Annotated in this window: 13 protein-coding genes; 9 read left to right on the top strand and 4 right to left on the bottom strand. The window is 62.2% G+C overall.

Annotation, left to right across the window (positions count from 1 at the left end):
• Nucleotides 1-44: 44 nt before the first annotated feature.
• The 5 genes from BLR69_RS04740 to BLR69_RS04720 all read left to right on the top strand — a co-directional run bounded on the left by BLR69_RS04740 (nucleotide 45) and on the right by BLR69_RS04720 (nucleotide 5,729).
• A complete protein-coding gene (locus BLR69_RS04740; protein WP_071495220.1) occupies nucleotides 45-998 on the top strand; it encodes an ABC transporter permease in 954 nt (317 codons plus the stop codon).
• Nucleotides 995-1,831 carry an ABC transporter permease gene (locus tag BLR69_RS04735; RefSeq protein WP_071495212.1) on the top strand — a complete coding sequence of 279 codons (837 nt, stop codon included), beginning with the start codon at nucleotides 995-997 and terminating at the stop codon, nucleotides 1,829-1,831. The genes BLR69_RS04740 and BLR69_RS04735 overlap by 4 nt, the downstream gene beginning before the upstream one ends.
• A 2-nt stretch (nucleotides 1,832-1,833) precedes the next feature.
• On the top strand, nucleotides 1,834-3,474 hold the full coding sequence (locus tag BLR69_RS04730) for a dipeptide ABC transporter ATP-binding protein (protein ID WP_071495213.1): 1,641 nt from the start codon (nucleotides 1,834-1,836) through the stop codon (nucleotides 3,472-3,474).
• Between the two features lie 84 nt (nucleotides 3,475-3,558).
• Entirely contained in the window at nucleotides 3,559-4,728 is a 1,170-nt protein-coding gene (locus BLR69_RS04725) for a hypothetical protein (RefSeq protein WP_071495214.1), read from the top strand.
• A 125-nt stretch (nucleotides 4,729-4,853) separates the two neighbouring features.
• On the top strand, nucleotides 4,854-5,729 hold the full coding sequence (locus BLR69_RS04720) for a LysR substrate-binding domain-containing protein (RefSeq protein ID WP_071495215.1): 876 nt from the start codon (nucleotides 4,854-4,856) through the stop codon (nucleotides 5,727-5,729).
• On the opposite strand, the gene BLR69_RS04715 is transcribed toward BLR69_RS04720, so the two are convergent.
• From BLR69_RS04715 to fae, 3 genes are read right to left on the bottom strand one after another with little or no spacing between them, the layout of a single operon-like run.
• Entirely contained in the window at nucleotides 5,676-7,160 is a 1,485-nt protein-coding gene (locus BLR69_RS04715) for an NAD-dependent succinate-semialdehyde dehydrogenase (RefSeq protein WP_071495216.1), read from the bottom strand. The two genes, BLR69_RS04720 and BLR69_RS04715, sit on opposite strands and share 54 nt — an antisense overlap.
• Nucleotides 7,157-8,191 carry an aldo/keto reductase gene (locus BLR69_RS04710; protein ID WP_071495217.1) on the bottom strand — a complete coding sequence of 345 codons (1,035 nt, stop codon included), beginning with the start codon at nucleotides 8,189-8,191 and terminating at the stop codon, nucleotides 7,157-7,159. Before BLR69_RS04710 ends, BLR69_RS04715 begins: the two co-directional genes overlap by 4 nt.
• Before the next feature lie 10 nt (nucleotides 8,192-8,201).
• Nucleotides 8,202-8,714 (bottom strand): formaldehyde-activating enzyme, encoded by a 513-nt coding sequence (gene fae, locus BLR69_RS04705; protein WP_071495218.1) that lies wholly within the window; start codon nucleotides 8,712-8,714, stop codon nucleotides 8,202-8,204.
• A 300-nt stretch (nucleotides 8,715-9,014) separates the two neighbouring features.
• Here fae and BLR69_RS04700 point away from each other — a divergent pair, with 300 nt between their 5' ends.
• Together BLR69_RS04700 and BLR69_RS04695 are read left to right on the top strand one after the other, a co-directional pair.
• Nucleotides 9,015-10,265 (top strand): ribonucleotide-diphosphate reductase subunit beta, encoded by a 1,251-nt coding sequence (locus BLR69_RS04700; RefSeq protein ID WP_076955315.1) that lies wholly within the window; start codon nucleotides 9,015-9,017, stop codon nucleotides 10,263-10,265.
• A 150-nt stretch (nucleotides 10,266-10,415) separates the two neighbouring features.
• Complete coding sequence (locus BLR69_RS04695; RefSeq protein ID WP_071492556.1) at nucleotides 10,416-10,904, top strand: DUF1289 domain-containing protein; 489 nt, start codon at nucleotides 10,416-10,418, stop codon at nucleotides 10,902-10,904.
• Between the two features lie 35 nt (nucleotides 10,905-10,939).
• Here the strand turns inward: BLR69_RS04695 and mdeB are convergent, their stop codons facing one another.
• The gene (mdeB, locus tag BLR69_RS04690) at nucleotides 10,940-13,588 is read right to left on the bottom strand and encodes an alpha-ketoglutarate dehydrogenase (protein ID WP_071492557.1); all 2,649 of its coding nucleotides are present in this window, start codon (nucleotides 13,586-13,588) and stop codon (nucleotides 10,940-10,942) included.
• 191 nt (nucleotides 13,589-13,779) lie between these two features.
• Between mdeB and BLR69_RS04685 the strand changes: the two genes are divergently transcribed.
• Complete coding sequence (locus BLR69_RS04685) at nucleotides 13,780-14,694, top strand: class I SAM-dependent methyltransferase (RefSeq protein ID WP_071492558.1); 915 nt, start codon at nucleotides 13,780-13,782, stop codon at nucleotides 14,692-14,694.
• Nucleotides 14,695-14,843: 149 nt separating this feature from the next.
• Nucleotides 14,844-15,560 carry a phosphatidylcholine synthase gene (gene pcsA / locus BLR69_RS04680; RefSeq protein WP_071492559.1) on the top strand — a complete coding sequence of 239 codons (717 nt, stop codon included), beginning with the start codon at nucleotides 14,844-14,846 and terminating at the stop codon, nucleotides 15,558-15,560.
• Nucleotides 15,561-15,628 lie beyond the last annotated feature (68 nt).

Here is a 15,628-nt window from a genome sequence, read left to right as displayed (position 1 = left end):
ACGGGCGCAACACCCTTCCCATCACCCGTCGGAGCATGCACCTGATGGCTCATTTTCTATTGCGCAAACTGCTGATGCTGCTGGCGACGCTGCTGTCGGTGTCGCTGATCGTGTTCCTGGCCCTGGAACTGAACATCGAGGACGTGGCAATCAACGTCCTCGGCCCCTACTCCGCCGCCGACCAGCGCGCGGCGTGGCTGCTGGAACACGGCTACAACCAACCCTTTGTGTGGCGCTACCTGGTGTGGCTCAAGGACTTCGTCAGCGGCGACTGGGGCACCTCGGTGTACTTCCGCGAGCCGGTGCTCAAGCTGTTGCTGCCCAACCTGTGGCAAACCCTGACCCTGGCCGGGCTGGCCTTGTTGGTGATGGTGCCGGTGGCGCTGACCCTGGGCATCTTCGCCGGGATCCGCCAGGGTTCGTGGGTCGACCGATTGGTGTCATTCCTGTCGATCGTCACCACCTCGATTCCGGACTTCGCCAGCGCGGTGTTCGTCTCGGCGATCTTTGTGTTCTGGCTTAACTGGCTGCCGGGCGTGAGCAGCATGAGCGACGGTTTCAGCGTGGTGGAACTGCTGCTGCCGCTGATGGTGCTGTGCCTGTTCGGCATCGGCTACCTGGCGCGCATCACCCGCGCCTCGATGGTCGAGGTGATGCAGGCGCCGTACATCCGCACCGCACGGCTCAAGGGTGCGTCGACCACGCGCATCGTGTTGCGCCATGCCCTGCGCAATGTGCTGATCGCGCCGGTCACGGTGATCATGCTGTACATCCCGTGGTTGCTGTCGAACGTGATCGTGGTGGAGGTGTTTTTCGCCTACAAGGGCTTCGGCTCGCTGCTCTACACCGCGTCGCTGAACCATGACGTCTACCTGATCGAAGCCTGCGCGATGATCAGCGGCGTGGTGGTGGGCGTCAGCAAAATCTTTTCTGACCTGGCCTACACCTGGCTCAACCCGCGCATCACCCTGCGCAGTCTCGGCGGAGGCAGCCAATGAACCTGCTCAAATCCTTCAAGCATCCCCTGGCCTTGCTCGGCCTGTTGCTGGTCGGCGGCTGGGTGCTGATTGCCCTCTGTGCACCGTGGCTCGCGCCCCATGATCCGCTGGAAAGCTTCACCCCGCTGCTCACGCCGATGACCGCTGGCGATGATGGCACCCGCTTTTTGCTCGGCACCGACATGATCGGCCGCGACATCCTCTCGCGCCTGATCTGGGGCACGCGCACCGTGCTGTTCTGGTCGATCCTCGCCACCCTCACCGCGTTTGCCGTGGGCATCGCCATGGGCCTGTGCGCCGGGTACTTCAATGGCTGGGTCGACGCTGTGCTGTCCTACGTGGCCGACACCGTGCTGTCGTTCCCGGTGCTGGTGCTGTACATCGTGATCATCATCGCCCTCGGCGCCTCGGCGCTGAACATCCTGATTGCGGTGACCTTTACCAGCGCCCCGGCGATCTTCCGCATCATGCGCGCGCTGACCATCGACATCCGTTCACGCGACTACGTGCTCAGCGCCATCACCCAGGGCGAAGGCTCGCTGCGCATCATGCTGGTGGAGATCCTGCCCAATTGCGGCGGCCCGCTGATCGTGGATTTCTGCCTGCGCATCGGCTACACCGCGATCATGATCGGCGCCCTGGGCTTTCTCGGCCTCGGCCTGCCGCCACCCACGCCGGACTGGGGCGGCATGATCAACGACGGCCGCGCCATGGCCATTACCTTTCCGCACCTGGTGATTTTCCCGTGCATCGCCATCTCCACCCTGATGCTCGGCTTGAGCCTGCTCGCCGACGGGCTGGACGAACACGCGCAGCAAGGCGCAAGGAGTTGAGCATGAGCAGCCATCAAACTGTATTGCGGGTCGACAACCTGTGTGTCGAACTGCCCAAGGGCGCCGACCGCAGCCATGCCGTGCACGGCATCAGCCTTGACGTGCGCAAGGGTGAAATTCTCTGCGTGATCGGCGAGTCGGGCTCGGGTAAATCCGTGCTGTCAGCGGCGATCATGGGCGACTATGCCAAGGGTTTGCGGCATGCTGGCGGGGTCATCGACTTTCTTGGCGACGATATCTGCACCCTCGACGAAGCCCGCTTGCGTGCCCTGCGTGGCAACCGCATCGCTATGATTTTCCAGGAGCCCATGGCGGCGCTCAACCCGGCGATCCGCATCGGCAAGCAAGTCGAAGAAATCTTCGACATCCACGCACCGCAGATGCCGGCCACCGAGCGGCGTGAACGCATGCTCGCGTTGCTGGAATCCACCCAACTGCCGGACCCGCCGCGCATCGCCAACAGCTTTCCCCATCAGTTATCCGGCGGCCAGTGCCAACGGGTGGTCATCGCCATGGCACTGGCGATGAACCCCGACCTGCTGATCGCCGATGAACCCACCACCGCACTGGATGTGACCACCCAGGCCCAGGTGCTGAAACTGGTGCGCGACCTGCGCGGGCGCGGGCAGCACGGCATCCTGTTCATCACCCATGACTTTGGCGTAGTGGCGCAGATCGCCGACCGCATCGCGGTGATGGAAGGCGGGCGCCTGGTGGAAATCGGCGAGCGGGACCAGGTGCTGAACGCACCGACCCATGCGTATACGCGCAAGTTGATCGCGGCCGTGCCGGCGTTGCACCCGGAGCTGCATGCGCCGAGTGCCGACGGCGAAATGGCGCTGCGCATCGAGCACCTGACCAAGACCTACAACGTCGGCGGCAGCGCGGTGGCGGCGCTGCGCGATGTGTCGCTGAACCTGCCACGGGGCAAGACCCTGGCGATTGTCGGCGAGTCCGGCTCGGGCAAAAGCACCCTGGTCAAAGCCGCGATCCGCCTGGTGGACAGCGACAGTGGCCATGTGTGGGTCGGCGACACCGACTTCCTCGCCCTGAGCGGCTCCGTGTTGGCGACCCATCGACGGCGTATCCAGATGATCTTCCAGGACCCGTACGGCTCGCTGAACCCGCGCCACCGCGTCGGCGACATCATTGCCCGCGCCGCGCAACTGCGTGGGTTGTCGGCCAAGGACGCCTGGGCCGAGGCCGGTGACTTGCTGGAGCAGGTCGGCCTCAAGCGCGACGCCCTGCAGCGCAAGCCCCGGCAGTTCTCCGGAGGGCAGCGCCAGCGCATCGGCATCGCCCGCGCCCTGGCTATGCGCCCGGAAGTGCTGATCGCCGATGAAAGCGTGTCGGCGCTGGACGTGTCGGTGCAAAAGCAGGTGCTGGAGCTGCTCGCCGAGCTGCAGAAGCAACTGAACCTGAGCATCCTGTTTATCACCCACGACCTGCGCGTGGCGGCGCAGATCAGCGATCACATCGCGGTGATGCGCCAGGGTGAAGTGGTGGAGTACGGCACCGCCGAACAGGTGCTGCTGCGTCCGCAAAACGCCTACACCCAAGCGTTGCTGGCCGCCGCTCCTGGCGCTTCTGAGTTGCCCGCCGGTGGGCCGCCGCTACGGCTGATCCGCCCCGCTACTCACTGAGTTCAACCCTTTTCCCTGCGTCGCAGCGTTCGCTGTGACAACGGGCTGCTGTTGCCCAAAAAAACTAAAAACGAGAGTACAACCATGCGACCAACGATGCGCTGCTTCACCCTCATCCCCGTGCTCGGCGCCCTCGCGGCGCCGGCCATGGCCGTGCAGGTCACCGACAACCTCGACCTCGGCGGCGCCATCCGTGCGCGCTGGGACTATGACCCGGATCGCGACATCCAGAAGTTCGGCCTCGACACCGTGTTCCTCAGCGCCAAATACAACTCCGACAGCTGGATCGGCGAGGCGCAATACCGTTTCTACGGGCGTTCGTATCCTTACCAGTACACCAAGAACTACGGCGATATCCAATTCGCCAAGTTCGCCTGGGTCGGCTACAAATTCAACCCCGAACAGCAAGTGCAGGTGGGCTTGAACACGGTGCCGTTCGGCCTGCAGCCGTACTTCGGCAGCACCTTCTACGAAACCCTGGGCAATGTGATCGGCCTGGAAGACGTGCAGCAAGTCGGTGCCAAATACGTGCAACAAACCGGCGACTGGAATATCCAGGCGGGCTACTACCTGCGCCCGGCGTGGCAAGGCAAAGGCACCAGCAAGGGCGTGACCTACTCCAGCGTGGTCTCCGGTGCCGACAGCTACGTGGCGGACGGCAGCGATAACCAGGAGCGCAACACCGTGGTGCTGCGCGTGGCCAAGGCCCTGGACCTGGGCGACTGGAAATCCGAAGTCGGCCTCTCCGGCCTCACCTCCACCCTGGAGAACAAAGACACTGGCAACGACGGCCGGCGCAACGCCGTGGCCATCCACTACCTGGGCAAGAACGGCCCGTGGGGCCTGCAATTGCAGGCGGCGCGCCAACAGATGTCGCCGCGCAACGCCGGCACCGACGAAGTGGTGACCCTGGGCGGCTATGACGGCACCTTCAACGTGGCCAGCCGCGGTAACCTGTATGTGGCGGACCTGAGCTATGACGTGGGCGGCAAGTACCTGTGGGACCAGGTCAGCGGTGTGAAGCTGTATGCCAACTACAGCGCCTTCGACAAATCCGCCGACGCGTTCAAGACGTCGCAGCGGGTGATCCTCGGCACGTCGTTTTCGTTCAGCAAATTGTGGATTGCGACGGAATGGCTGATCGGCAAGAACGATCCCTACATCGGGGGCAGCAGCTATACCCAGAGCCTGGGGGCTGGGGGTAGCAACCAGTGGGAGAACCAGCTGTATATGAACATTGGCTATTACTTCTAATAGGCCACTGACGCCATCGCAGGCAAGCCAGCTCCCACATTTGTAATGCATTCCCCTGTGGGAGCGGGCTTGCCCGCGAAGAAGCCAGCACAAACACCATAAAAACAATGTGTGGAACTCGAACCATGCGCCACCTCCCCGCCCTCAACATGCTCCGTGTCTTCGAAGAAGTCGCCCGCCATCGCAGCTTCAGCCAGGCCGCCGTGGGCCTCAACGTCACCCAGGGCGCGGTCAGCCGCCAGATCAAGCAACTGGAAGACTACCTCGGCGTCGCCCTCTTCATCCGCACGCCCCAGGGACTGTCCCTCACCGAAGCCGGCTTCGCGCTATCGCCGCACCTGAGCGACGCCTTCGACCACATCGAACGCGCCCTGCACGCCGTGCGCGTGCCCAACTTGCGCCAGCGCCTGCGCATCGTCGCACCGCCCACCTGGGCCACGCGTTGGTTGTCCGCGCATTTGCGACGCTTCTGTGAGCGCTACCCGGATATCAACCTCAGCGTCGCCCACCAGGCGACCCACGACAACCTCGCAGAAGTCGACTGCCAGATCCGCTTCGGCCTGGAACCTGCGGCCCATTGCAGCAGTGAGCTGCTGGTGATGGAGCGACACATCGCGGTCGCCAGCCCGGAGCTGTTCAGCGACGGCCAACCGCCCGACCTGCAGCGATTTGCGCTGCTGCATATCCTGCACGACGGCAAGCGCTTGAAGGTCTGGGAAAACTGGTTGGCGGCCATGGGCCGAGAAGACGTGGATGCGGGTCAGGGCCTGGAATTCAGCACCCTCGACCAGGTGATCCATACCGCCCTGGCCGGCGGTGGCCTGGCGGTGATCGACCGACAGATGATCGAACGCGAGTTGGCGACCGGCAGCCTGTTGCCGATCACCCCTATTGAGGTGATCGGCCCTTATGGCTATTGGTTGGATGTGGCGACGGATAAACAGGGCTTATCCAAGGTGCGGTTGTTTACGCAGTGGCTGGGGCAAGTCAGCAATCCCTGATAGCCCACCCATCAACAGGTACTTGATCTCCAGGTAGTCATCCAACCCATACTTGGACCCTTCACGTCCCAGGCCCGATTCCTTGATACCGCCAAACGGCGCGACTTCAGTGGAGATGATCCCTTCATTGATCCCGACCATGCCAGCCTCCAGGCCTTCGGCCATGCGCCATACGCGGCCGATGTCGCGGCTGTAGAAGTAGGCGGACAAGCCGAACGGCGTGTCATTGGCGCGTTGCAGCACTTCGGCTTCGTCCTTGAACCGGAAGCACGCGGCCACCGGGCCAAAGGTTTCTTCCTGGGCAATCAGCATGTCGCCGTTGGCCTCGGTGAGGATGGTCGGCTCAAAAAACGTTCCGCCCAACGCATGGCGACGGCCGCCGCACAACAGCGTGGCGCCCTTCTCCAAGGCATCACCGACGTGGGCTTCGACCTTGGCCAGGGCCGCCGCGTTGATCAGCGGGCCCTGCTCGGTTTCGCCTTCCAATGCACTGCCAACACGCATGGCGCTGACCGCCTCTGCCAGTTTGCGGGTGAAGGCATCGTACACGCCGTCCTGAATGAAGAAGCGGTTGACGCACACGCAGGTCTGCCCGGTATTGCGAAACTTGGAGGCCATGGCGCCTTTGACGGCGGCGTCGAGGTCGGCGTCGTCAAACACGATAAACGGCGCGTTGCCACCCAGTTCCAGCGAGACCTTTTTCAAGGTATCCGCCGCCTGGCGCATCAACAGTTTGCCGGTGCGGGTTGAACCGGTGAACGACAACTTGCGCACCACGCTGGAGGCTTGGAGTGCACCGCCGATTGCCACGGCATCGCCGGAGACGATGTTGAACACGCCGGCCGGAATGCCTGCCTGCTCGGCCAATACCGCCAGGGCAAAAGCCGATAATGGGGTTTCTTCCGAAGGCTTGAGGATCATCGTGCAACCGGCCGCCAGCGCCGGACCGACCTTGCGGGTGACCATCGCCAGCGGGAAGTTCCACGGCGTGATCGCCGCGACCACACCAATGGCTTCCTTGACCACGATGATGCGCGCATCGGCCTTGTGGCTCGGGATCACGTCACCGTAGGCGCGTTTTGCCTCCTCACCGAACCACTCCAGGAAACTCGCGGCGTAGACCACTTCACCCATGGCTTCGGCCAGCGGCTTGCCCTGTTCCAGGCTGAGCAAGTGGGCCAGGTCTTTCTGGTTGCTCAGCATCAGCTCGCTCCAGCGCTTGAGGCGCTGGCTGCGTTCCTTGGCAGTGAGCTTGCGCCAGGCCGGCAAGGCACGGTTGGCGGCGTCGATGGCCAGGTGGGTTTGTTCGGCAGCGGCGCGCTGTACATCGGTAATCAGCGCACCATTGGCCGGGTTGAACACTGGGTACGTCGGACCACCGCTGGACCATTGGCCGTCGATGTAGTTGCCAGTACGAATCAACGGGTTCATGCCACGGCCTCGGTCAGGTTGAAACGGTCCAGGCCCGGACGGGCCTCACGCAGGATGCGCTTGCCGGCGGTGTAGTCGTTGATCACATCGCACGGGGTGTAATTGCGTTCCAGCTCGTGCAGTTCCTCGGCATCCAGTTGGGTGTCCAAGGCCGCCAGCGCGCTGTCGAACTGCTCGGTGGTGTCGGCGCCTACCAGCATGACGTCGACGCCCGGGTGATTGGCGACCCAGGCCTGGGCGATCTGCGCGTTGGACACGCCACGGGCACGCGCCACGCGTTGCACCGAATGGGCGATGTCGAACGACGCCTGGTCGCTGTACATCTGCTGCGTGAAGAAGTCAGTCTGGTTGCGGGTCGACTGCACCTCGCCGGTGAGCAAGCCGCGAGCCAGCGGGCTGAACACCGAGACGCCCAGGCCCTGATCGCGGCAGAACGGGATCATCTCGCGCTCTTCCTCGCGGTAGGCGCAGTTCAATTGCAGTTGCATGTTGATCGGCTTGACCCAGCCGTTGCGCTCGCAGGCCATGAGGATCTTCGCCAACTGGCCGGTGAGCATGGTGGATACGCCGATGTAGCGCGCCTTGCCGGAATGCACGATGTCGTTCAGTGCGCTCATGGTTTCTTCCACCGGGGTATTCACGTCGAAGTAATGCAGCATGAACACGTCGACGTAATCCATCCTCAGGCGGCTCAGGGACGCGTCGATGCTGTCCAGGATGTGCTTGCGCGAATGGCCGCTGGCGTTGATGCCACTGCGGGTGCCGTAGCCGACCTTGGTGGTGACCACGAGGTCGTCACGTCGCGCCACGCGCTTGAGGATGCGCCCCACCACTTCTTCGCCGACGCCGGCGGAGTAGAAGTCGGCCAGGTCGATGAAGTTGACGCCGTTGGCCAGGGCGTGGGCGACGATGGGCTCGCTTTGCTTTTCGTCGAAGATCCACGGTTTCCAGTCCGGGGTGCCCATGTTCATGGTGCCCAGGCACAGGCGCGAGACTTGCAGGCCGGAGTTGCCCAAACGGGTGTATTGCATGGCAGTCTCCTCAGGCCTTGGGCGTGTAGAAAGGGTTGCTGATCTGGTTGACCACATCCGCCAGTTGCGCGGTGAACGGCGCTCCGGTCAAGGCCGCACGGATCGCGGTGCGGCAGGCGTTGTAGTTGTTCAGGTAGACCGCATCGAGGTCATCGCAGGCCGGGTTGACCCAGTTGGCGGTGACGATGGCCCACTCGTCTTCGGCTTCCGGCGGCAGGGTGCCGTCGAGCAAGGCCTCCAGGACCGCCTTGGCGATACCGGCCTGGGACGCGCCCCAGGTGGCGTTGCCGTGCAAGTCGCTGCCGATGGCGGCCTTGTTGACGTAGAGGGTCATGGGCTTGACCGGGATATTCGGCTGGGCGATCACCATGAACGGGCAATGGCCCTGGCTTGGGGACGCAAGGCTGTTGGCAAACGCCTGGCCGGCCGGGCCATTGCGTGGGCCGATCAGGATGTTGATGTGGGCCGCGTTGACGCCCGGGCCTTCGAAACCTTCGCCGATGTACAGATCCAGTGTTTTCATTGCGCAAACGCTCGTTGTTGTTATGGGGAGCTGGTTGGCGAATTTTTAGCACTGGCGGTGAAAACGGCCGTAACCATTAAAAGTCATGGGGCGGTGAGTTTTGCTCATACCCCTGCGACGACGGGTGCCGTCTTGTGCGTTGACCAAGTTTGTTACACACCATATAGTGTGCCAATAAACAGAACAGACCACTACATAGTGTGCAGTATCGGTATTTATCGACCACACTATGGGCAGTATTTCAATGCCTTGAAGCCTGCAAAAACACTTATTTTTCGAATACCAGGAAGGAGCATTTCCATGCTGAGTTGGGATGAAGTCGACAACGAAGACACCGGTGCAGCGGTGATCAAGGGCGCCAACGCCGGCCACGCCAGCGAAGCCAATATGGACCGCCTCGACGGTGCCGGCGCTGCTGCTGCGCTGGAAGCCCGTAACGTGACCGCCAACGACTCCGCCGCGATCATCCGCGCCAAGGCCGCCCTCGACAAACTCGACGTCGCCGAAGGCCTCGCCGAACTCGAAGGCGCCTCCGCCCGTGTCGCCGTTGACGAAAAGCGCATGATCAACTGCCGCGCCGACCTCAACCAACTCGTACCCTTCAAGTACGACTGGGCCTGGCAGAAGTACCTCGACGGCTGCGCCAACCACTGGATGCCGCAAGAGGTCAACATGACCGCCGACATCGCCCTGTGGAAAAACCCCGAAGGCCTGACCGACGACGAACGCCGCATCGTCATGCGCAACCTGGGCTTCTTCTCCACCGCCGACTCCCTGGTCGCCAACAACCTGGTGCTGGCCGTGTACCGCCTGATCACCAACCCGGAGTGCCGCCAGTACATCCTGCGCCAGGCCTTCGAAGAAGCGATCCACACCCACGCCTACCAGTACTGCATCGAATCGTTGGCCATGGATGAAGGCGAGATCTTCAACATGTACCACGAGATCCCATCGGTCGCCAAAAAGGCCGCCTGGGGCTTGAAATACACCCGTTCGATCTCCGATCCGAAGTTCGAAACCGGCACCGTCGAGACCGACAAGGAACTGCTGCGCAACCTGGTCGCCTACTACTGCGTGCTGGAAGGCATCTTCTTCTATTGCGGCTTCACCCAGATCCTGTCCATGGGCCGTCGCAACAAAATGACCGGCGTGGCCGAGCAGTTCCAGTACATCCTGCGCGATGAGTCGATGCACCTGAACTTCGGTATCGACGTGATCAACCAGATCAAGATCGAAAACCCACACCTGTGGGATGCAGAGATGAAGGAAGAAGCGACCCAGATGATCCTGCAGGGGACGCAGCTGGAGATTGAATATGCGCGCGATACTATGCCTCGCGGTGTATTGGGCATGAACGCAGCGATGATGGAGGATTACCTCAAGTTCATCGCCAACCGTCGTTTGTCGCAGATTGGCTTGAAGGAAGAGTATCCGGGGACGACCAACCCGTTCCCGTGGATGAGCGAGATCATGGACTTGAAGAAAGAGAAGAACTTCTTCGAGACCCGTGTGATCGAGTACCAGACTGGCGGCGCGCTGAGCTGGGATTAATCAACGACACAGACCTAACTGTGGGAGCGGGCTTGCTCGCGAAAGCGGTGTATCAGTTACCAGATTTATCAACTGACACTCTGCATTCGCGAGCAAGCCCGCTCCCACATTGGGTCTGCGGTGTTTTACAGACTTTGCAAATTGCCTCTTATGCCCAATCAAACCATCAAGACCCCCTGCATAGGCCTGTGCTCCACCGTCTACGGAGACCTGGTCTGCCGGGGCTGCAAGCGCTATCACCACGAAGTGATCCAGTGGAACGGCTACAACGCCGAAGAAAAACAGGCGGTGTGGCTGCGCCTGGAGCAACTGCTGGTGCAGGTGATGGCCAGCAAGCTGGAAGTGTTCGACGCGCACCTGCTGCGCCAGCAACTGGAGAATCGCAAGATCCGCTTTATGCCGCACCAGTCGCCCTATTGCTGGGCTTACCAGCTGATTGCGCGGGGCGCACGGGTGATTTCCAAACTGGAAGCGTATGGGTTGGGGTTGCTGCCGGAATTTCGTGAGCGCCCGCTGGCCGACCTGCGGGATGCCATCGACCGCGAGTTTTTCCTGTTGTCCGAAGCGCACTACGAGCGCTATATCGCCCCAGGTTTCCTCAAGGAAGCGTTTGGGCCGGCCCTGATAGCGACCCTCTAAAGACCAGCCCGCTCCCACATTTTGATTTGCGCCTGTCAGGAGTTCCAGGACGCCGCACGCTCCGTCTGTAAGCCGTACTTCTCAATCGCCAGCTGACACATCCGCGCATCCAACGCCGTCAGTGCCGCCAGCACGATGTGATACCGATCCACCTCAAAAAAATCGCGCAACGCCGCCCGCGTATCACTGCGCCCGAACCCGTCAGTGCCCAGCACGGTGTAACGCGAATCCAGGTACGACGCGATCATCTGCGGCACCGCCCGCACATAATCCGACACGGCGACAACCGGCGCCCCTTTGGGCAAGCATTCAGCCAAATGGCTGGTCCGTGCAGCCTCTTGCGGATGCAGGCGGTTCCAGCGTTCCACCTCCCGCGCTTCCCGCGCCAGTTCGCTGAAACTGGTCACGCTGAACACCTCGCTCGCCACCCGCCAATCCTCCGCCAGCAACTGCGCCGCCGCTTGCGCCTCGCGCACCAGCGTGCCGGAACCCAACAGGCGCACCTTGGCATCGACCGTACCTTGCAAGCGATACATGCCCTTGATGATCGCCGTCTCCACGCCTTCCGGGAGGCTCGGCTGCGGGTAGTTTTCGTTCATCAGGGTCACGTAGTAGAACTCGTCCACATCGTGCTCCAGCATCTGGCGCATACCGTGGTCGAGGATCACCGCGAATTCACCGGCAAACGCCGGGTCGTAGGCGCGGCAATTGGGCACGGTGGCCGCCGTGAGGTGGCTGCTGCCGTCCTGGTGCTGCAAGCCTTCACCACCCAGGGTGGTGCGCCCGGCTGTGGCGCCGAGCAGGAAGCCACGGGCGCGCTGGTCGGCAGCGGCCCAGATCAGGTCGCCGACGCGCTGGAAGCCAAACATCGAGTAATAGATGTAGAACGGCAACATGCGCAGGCCGTGGACTGAATAACTGGTGGCCGCCGCGACCCAAGAGCTGATGGCGCTGGCCTCACTGATGCCCTCCTCCAGGATTTGCCCATCGGTGGCTTCGCGGTAACTGAGGATCGAGCCGATGTCCTCTGGCTCGTAGCGCTGGCCCACGCTGGAATAAATGCCGATCTGCTTGAACAGGTTAGCCATGCCGAAGGTGCGCGCTTCATCGGCGACGATGGGCACGATACGCGGGCCCAGGGCCTTGTCCTTGAGCAGGTTGGTGAGCATGCGCACGAACGCCATGGTGGTGGACATCTCCTTGCCGTCGGCGGCCGTGGCAAAACCGGCGTAGCCCGATATCGCCGGCACAGCGACCGGCGCCGCGGCCTGGCCGCGACTGGGCACGTAGCCGCCCAATGCGTTACGCCGCTGGTGCAGATAACGCAGTTCGACGCTGTCGTCTGCCGGTTTGAAAAAGCTCAGGGATTCGGTCTGTTCATCGCTCAGCGGCAATTGGAAGCGGTTGCGGAAGGCGATCAGTGCATCGCGGTCGAGTTTCTTCTGCTGGTGGGTGGTCATCTTGCCCTGCCCGGCCTCACCCATGCCGAAGCCCTTTTTGGTCTGGGCCAGGATCACCGTGGGCTTGCCCTTGACCCGCCGCGCCGCGTGGTAGGCCGCGTGAATCTTGACCATGTCATGGCCGCCACGCTTGAGACGGTCGATCTGTTCATCGCTCAGGCCCTCGACTAGCCGGGCCACGGAGTCACTCTGGCCGAAGAAGTGCTCGCGGTTGTAGGCGCCATCCTTGGCGGCGAAGGTCTGGAACTGGCCGTCGACGGTGGTGGACAGGGTATTGACCAACGAACCGTCAGCATCCTTGGCCAGCAACGGATCCCAGTCCGAGCCCCAGACCAGTTTGATCACGTTCCAGCCGGCGCCGGCAAACAAGGCTTCCAGTTCATCGATGATGCGCCCGTTGCCGCGCACCGGGCCGTCGAGGCGTTGCAGGTTGCAATTGACCACCCACGTGAGGTTGTCCAGGCCTTCGCGGGCGGCCAGGGTCAGGGCGGACATGCTTTCCGGCTCGTCCATCTCGCCGTCGCCAAACACGCCCCAGACGTGGCGGTCGGTGGTGTCCTGCAAGCCGCGATGTTGCAAGTAACGCATGAAGCGCGCCTGGAAAATCGAACTGATGGGGCCGATCCCCATGGAACCGGTGGGGAACTGCCAGAAGTCCGGCATCAGCCAGGGGTGGGGATAGCTGGACAGGCCACGTGCGCCGCCCTTGGGCCCGCCGATCTCCTGGCGATAGTGTGCCAGGTCGGCTTCACTCAAGCGGCCTTCAAGGAACGCCCGTGCATAAATGCCGGGCGCGGAATGCGGCTGGTAGAACACCAGGTCACCGCCAAAGCCGTCGCTGCGGGCACGGAAGAAATGGTTGAAACCCACCTCGAACAAGTCTGCTGCGCTGGCGTAACTAGCGATATGCCCGCCGAGTTCGCCATAGGCCTGGTTGGCGCGCACCACCATGGCCAGGGCGTTCCAGCGCACCAGTGAAGCCAGGCGTTCTTCGGTAGCGAGGTCGCCAGGGAACGCCGGCTGTTGCTCGACGCTGATGCTATTGATGTAGGGCGTGCCGTGGCGCGGTTTCCAGTCGATGTGCGGGGCACTGGCATCTTGGGCCAGCAGGTCGAGAATTTGCCGTGCCCGTGCGGCGCCGGCGTTGGCCACCAGCGAGGCCAGGGCGTCGCGCCATTCATCCAGCTCTTGCTGGTCAATCAGCGCTTTCGTGAAACCGTTCATGGGCACCTCCGGGCTTTTTTTCCAGTTTATGTCGGCGCCGGAGGATATTTTGCCTGTTATCAGGCGCTGTTTTCAGCATTTTGAGCATGAATCACTGCGCCATGGCTTTTTCGCAGCACGTTGTGCTCAAGCCACCCACGACCCTGCAACTGTGTTTAAAATGCCGCCCGCTCAATGAATGACGTTTAACGATGAACCCAGACGCACTCGCCACCCTGCACGCTCATTTGCTCGCCGTCCTGCAAACGCCACCGAGCGAAACCCGCCGCCTGTTCCATGGCCGTGGTCGCTGCTGGCCGGGCCTTGAGCAACTGACGGTGGACTGGTTGCAAGGGGTGCTGCTGGTGTCGTTGTTCAAGGAGCCCGACGCGGCACAGCTGGACGCCTTGAAACAACTGCTGCACAGCCAGTTCGGCCGTTATACCGTTGCCCTGCAACACCGCTACCTGCCGCAAAGCACCACCGAATGGCTGGCGGGCGAGCCCGTCGAAGAGCAAATCATCGTCGAAGGCGGCCTGCTCTACCTGATCGACTTGGGCAAGAAACAGAATAGCGGGCTGTTTCTCGACATGCGCTACGGCCGTAATTGGGTGCGCGAACAGGCCAGGGGCATGCGTGTGCTCAACCTGTTTGCCTACACCTGCGGGTTTTCCGTGGCGGCCATCGAAGGCGGCGCCGCGCATGTGGTGAACCTGGACATGGCCCGCGGCGCCTTGAGCCGTGGCCGCGATAACCATCGACTTAACGGTCATGACTTGAGCAAGGTGAGTTTCCTCGGCCATGACCTGTTCAAATCCTGGGCCAAAGTGACCAACAGCGGCCCCTACGACCTGGTGATCATCGACCCGCCCTCGTTCCAGAAAGGCAGCTTCCTGCTGACCAAGGACTACCAACGCGTGCTGCGCCGCCTGCCGGATTTGCTTACGCCACAGGGCACGGTGCTGGCGTGCATGAACGACCCGGCCTTCGGCGAAGACTTCCTGATCGACGGCGTCACACGCGAAGCGCCGGGCCTGCACTTTGTGGAACGTCTGGCAAACCCGCCGGAGTTTCCCGACATCGACCCGCAAAGTGGCCTGAAGGCACTGGTGTTCCGCCAGGGCTGATGCCGAAACGTCTTACGCTTGCTACGCTAAGTGATACGCCGGGGCGGTGAACCTTCTTGCCCCCTTCCCGGTCGATACCTGCATTCCCCGGCCAGACTCGACGGCGTCACGTTGTCGGCTGCCCCGTTTCACCTTTTGGAGAACCGCCCGTGATATCGACCCTGCATGTAGCCAGACTAAAAGCCTGGGGCGCCCACGGCTTTACCGCCACCGGTGTGGTATTGGCCTTCCTGGCCACCCTGGCGCTGCTGGAAAACTCGCCGAAGGCCTGCCTGCTGTGGCTGGGCCTGGCATTGGTGGTGGACGGAGTCGACGGTTCACTGGCACGCCGGGTGAATGTCAGCACGGTATTGCCAAGCTTTGACGGCTCGGTGCTGGACCTGGTGATTGATTACCTCACCTATGTGTTCATTCCCGCGCTGTTTATCTACCGCTATATCGACCTGCCGGACTTCACCCACCTGTTTACGGTGTCGGTGATCCTGGTGTCGTCGCTGTTCTGCTTCTGCAACGTGAACATGAAGAGCAAGGACAACTACTTCGTCGGCTTCCCCGCCGCCTGGAACGTGGTGGCGCTGTGCGTGTATATCATCCAGCCGGAAGCCTGGGTCACCTTGCTCACGGTGATCGGCCTGGCCCTGCTGACCGTGACACCGATGAAGTTTTTGCACCCGTTCCGGGTAAAGCGGTTCATGCCGATCAATATCGCGGTGACCACGATCTGGTTGCTGTGCAGCTTCCTGATGGTGGTGGATTACCCGAACACCAACCCGTGGACGTTTGGGTTGTGGTCGGTGATGTCGGCGTATTTCCTCGGGATTTGTATCTGGCGCACGGCGCTGGAGTGGATCGAAACACACAAATGACCCGGTGAACACTCTTCAAATGTGGGAGGGGGCTTGCCCCCGATAGCGATGGGTCAGCTAAAGATGAG

The sequence above is a fragment of the Pseudomonas azotoformans genome, assembly GCF_900103345.1.
GTDB classification, from domain to species: domain Bacteria; phylum Pseudomonadota; class Gammaproteobacteria; order Pseudomonadales; family Pseudomonadaceae; genus Aquipseudomonas; species Aquipseudomonas azotoformans.
Note: the sequence above shows the minus strand (reverse complement) of the source record. Positions and strands in the feature narration are given on the sequence as shown.

Excerpts from the sequence above, each read along its gene's own strand:
- BLR69_RS04695 (WP_071492556.1), top strand. The coding sequence starts at position 10,416 with ATGCCCAATCAAACCATCAAGACCCCCTGCATAGGCCTGTGCTCCACC.
- BLR69_RS04740 (WP_071495220.1), top strand. The coding sequence starts at position 45 with ATGGCTCATTTTCTATTGCGCAAACTGCTGATGCTGCTGGCGACGCTG.
- mdeB (WP_071492557.1), bottom strand. The coding sequence starts at position 13,588 with ATGAACGGTTTCACGAAAGCGCTGATTGACCAGCAAGAGCTGGATGAA.
- fae (WP_071495218.1), bottom strand. The coding sequence starts at position 8,714 with ATGAAAACACTGGATCTGTACATCGGCGAAGGTTTCGAAGGCCCGGGC.
- BLR69_RS04715 (WP_071495216.1), bottom strand. The coding sequence starts at position 7,160 with ATGAACCCGTTGATTCGTACTGGCAACTACATCGACGGCCAATGGTCC.
- BLR69_RS04720 (WP_071495215.1), top strand. The coding sequence starts at position 4,854 with ATGCGCCACCTCCCCGCCCTCAACATGCTCCGTGTCTTCGAAGAAGTC.
- BLR69_RS04730 (WP_071495213.1), top strand. The coding sequence starts at position 1,834 with ATGAGCAGCCATCAAACTGTATTGCGGGTCGACAACCTGTGTGTCGAA.
- BLR69_RS04710 (WP_071495217.1), bottom strand. The coding sequence starts at position 8,191 with ATGCAATACACCCGTTTGGGCAACTCCGGCCTGCAAGTCTCGCGCCTG.
- BLR69_RS04700 (WP_076955315.1), top strand. The coding sequence starts at position 9,015 with ATGCTGAGTTGGGATGAAGTCGACAACGAAGACACCGGTGCAGCGGTG.
- BLR69_RS04735 (WP_071495212.1), top strand. The coding sequence starts at position 995 with ATGAACCTGCTCAAATCCTTCAAGCATCCCCTGGCCTTGCTCGGCCTG.
- BLR69_RS04685 (WP_071492558.1), top strand. The coding sequence starts at position 13,780 with ATGAACCCAGACGCACTCGCCACCCTGCACGCTCATTTGCTCGCCGTC.
- BLR69_RS04725 (WP_071495214.1), top strand. The coding sequence starts at position 3,559 with ATGCGACCAACGATGCGCTGCTTCACCCTCATCCCCGTGCTCGGCGCC.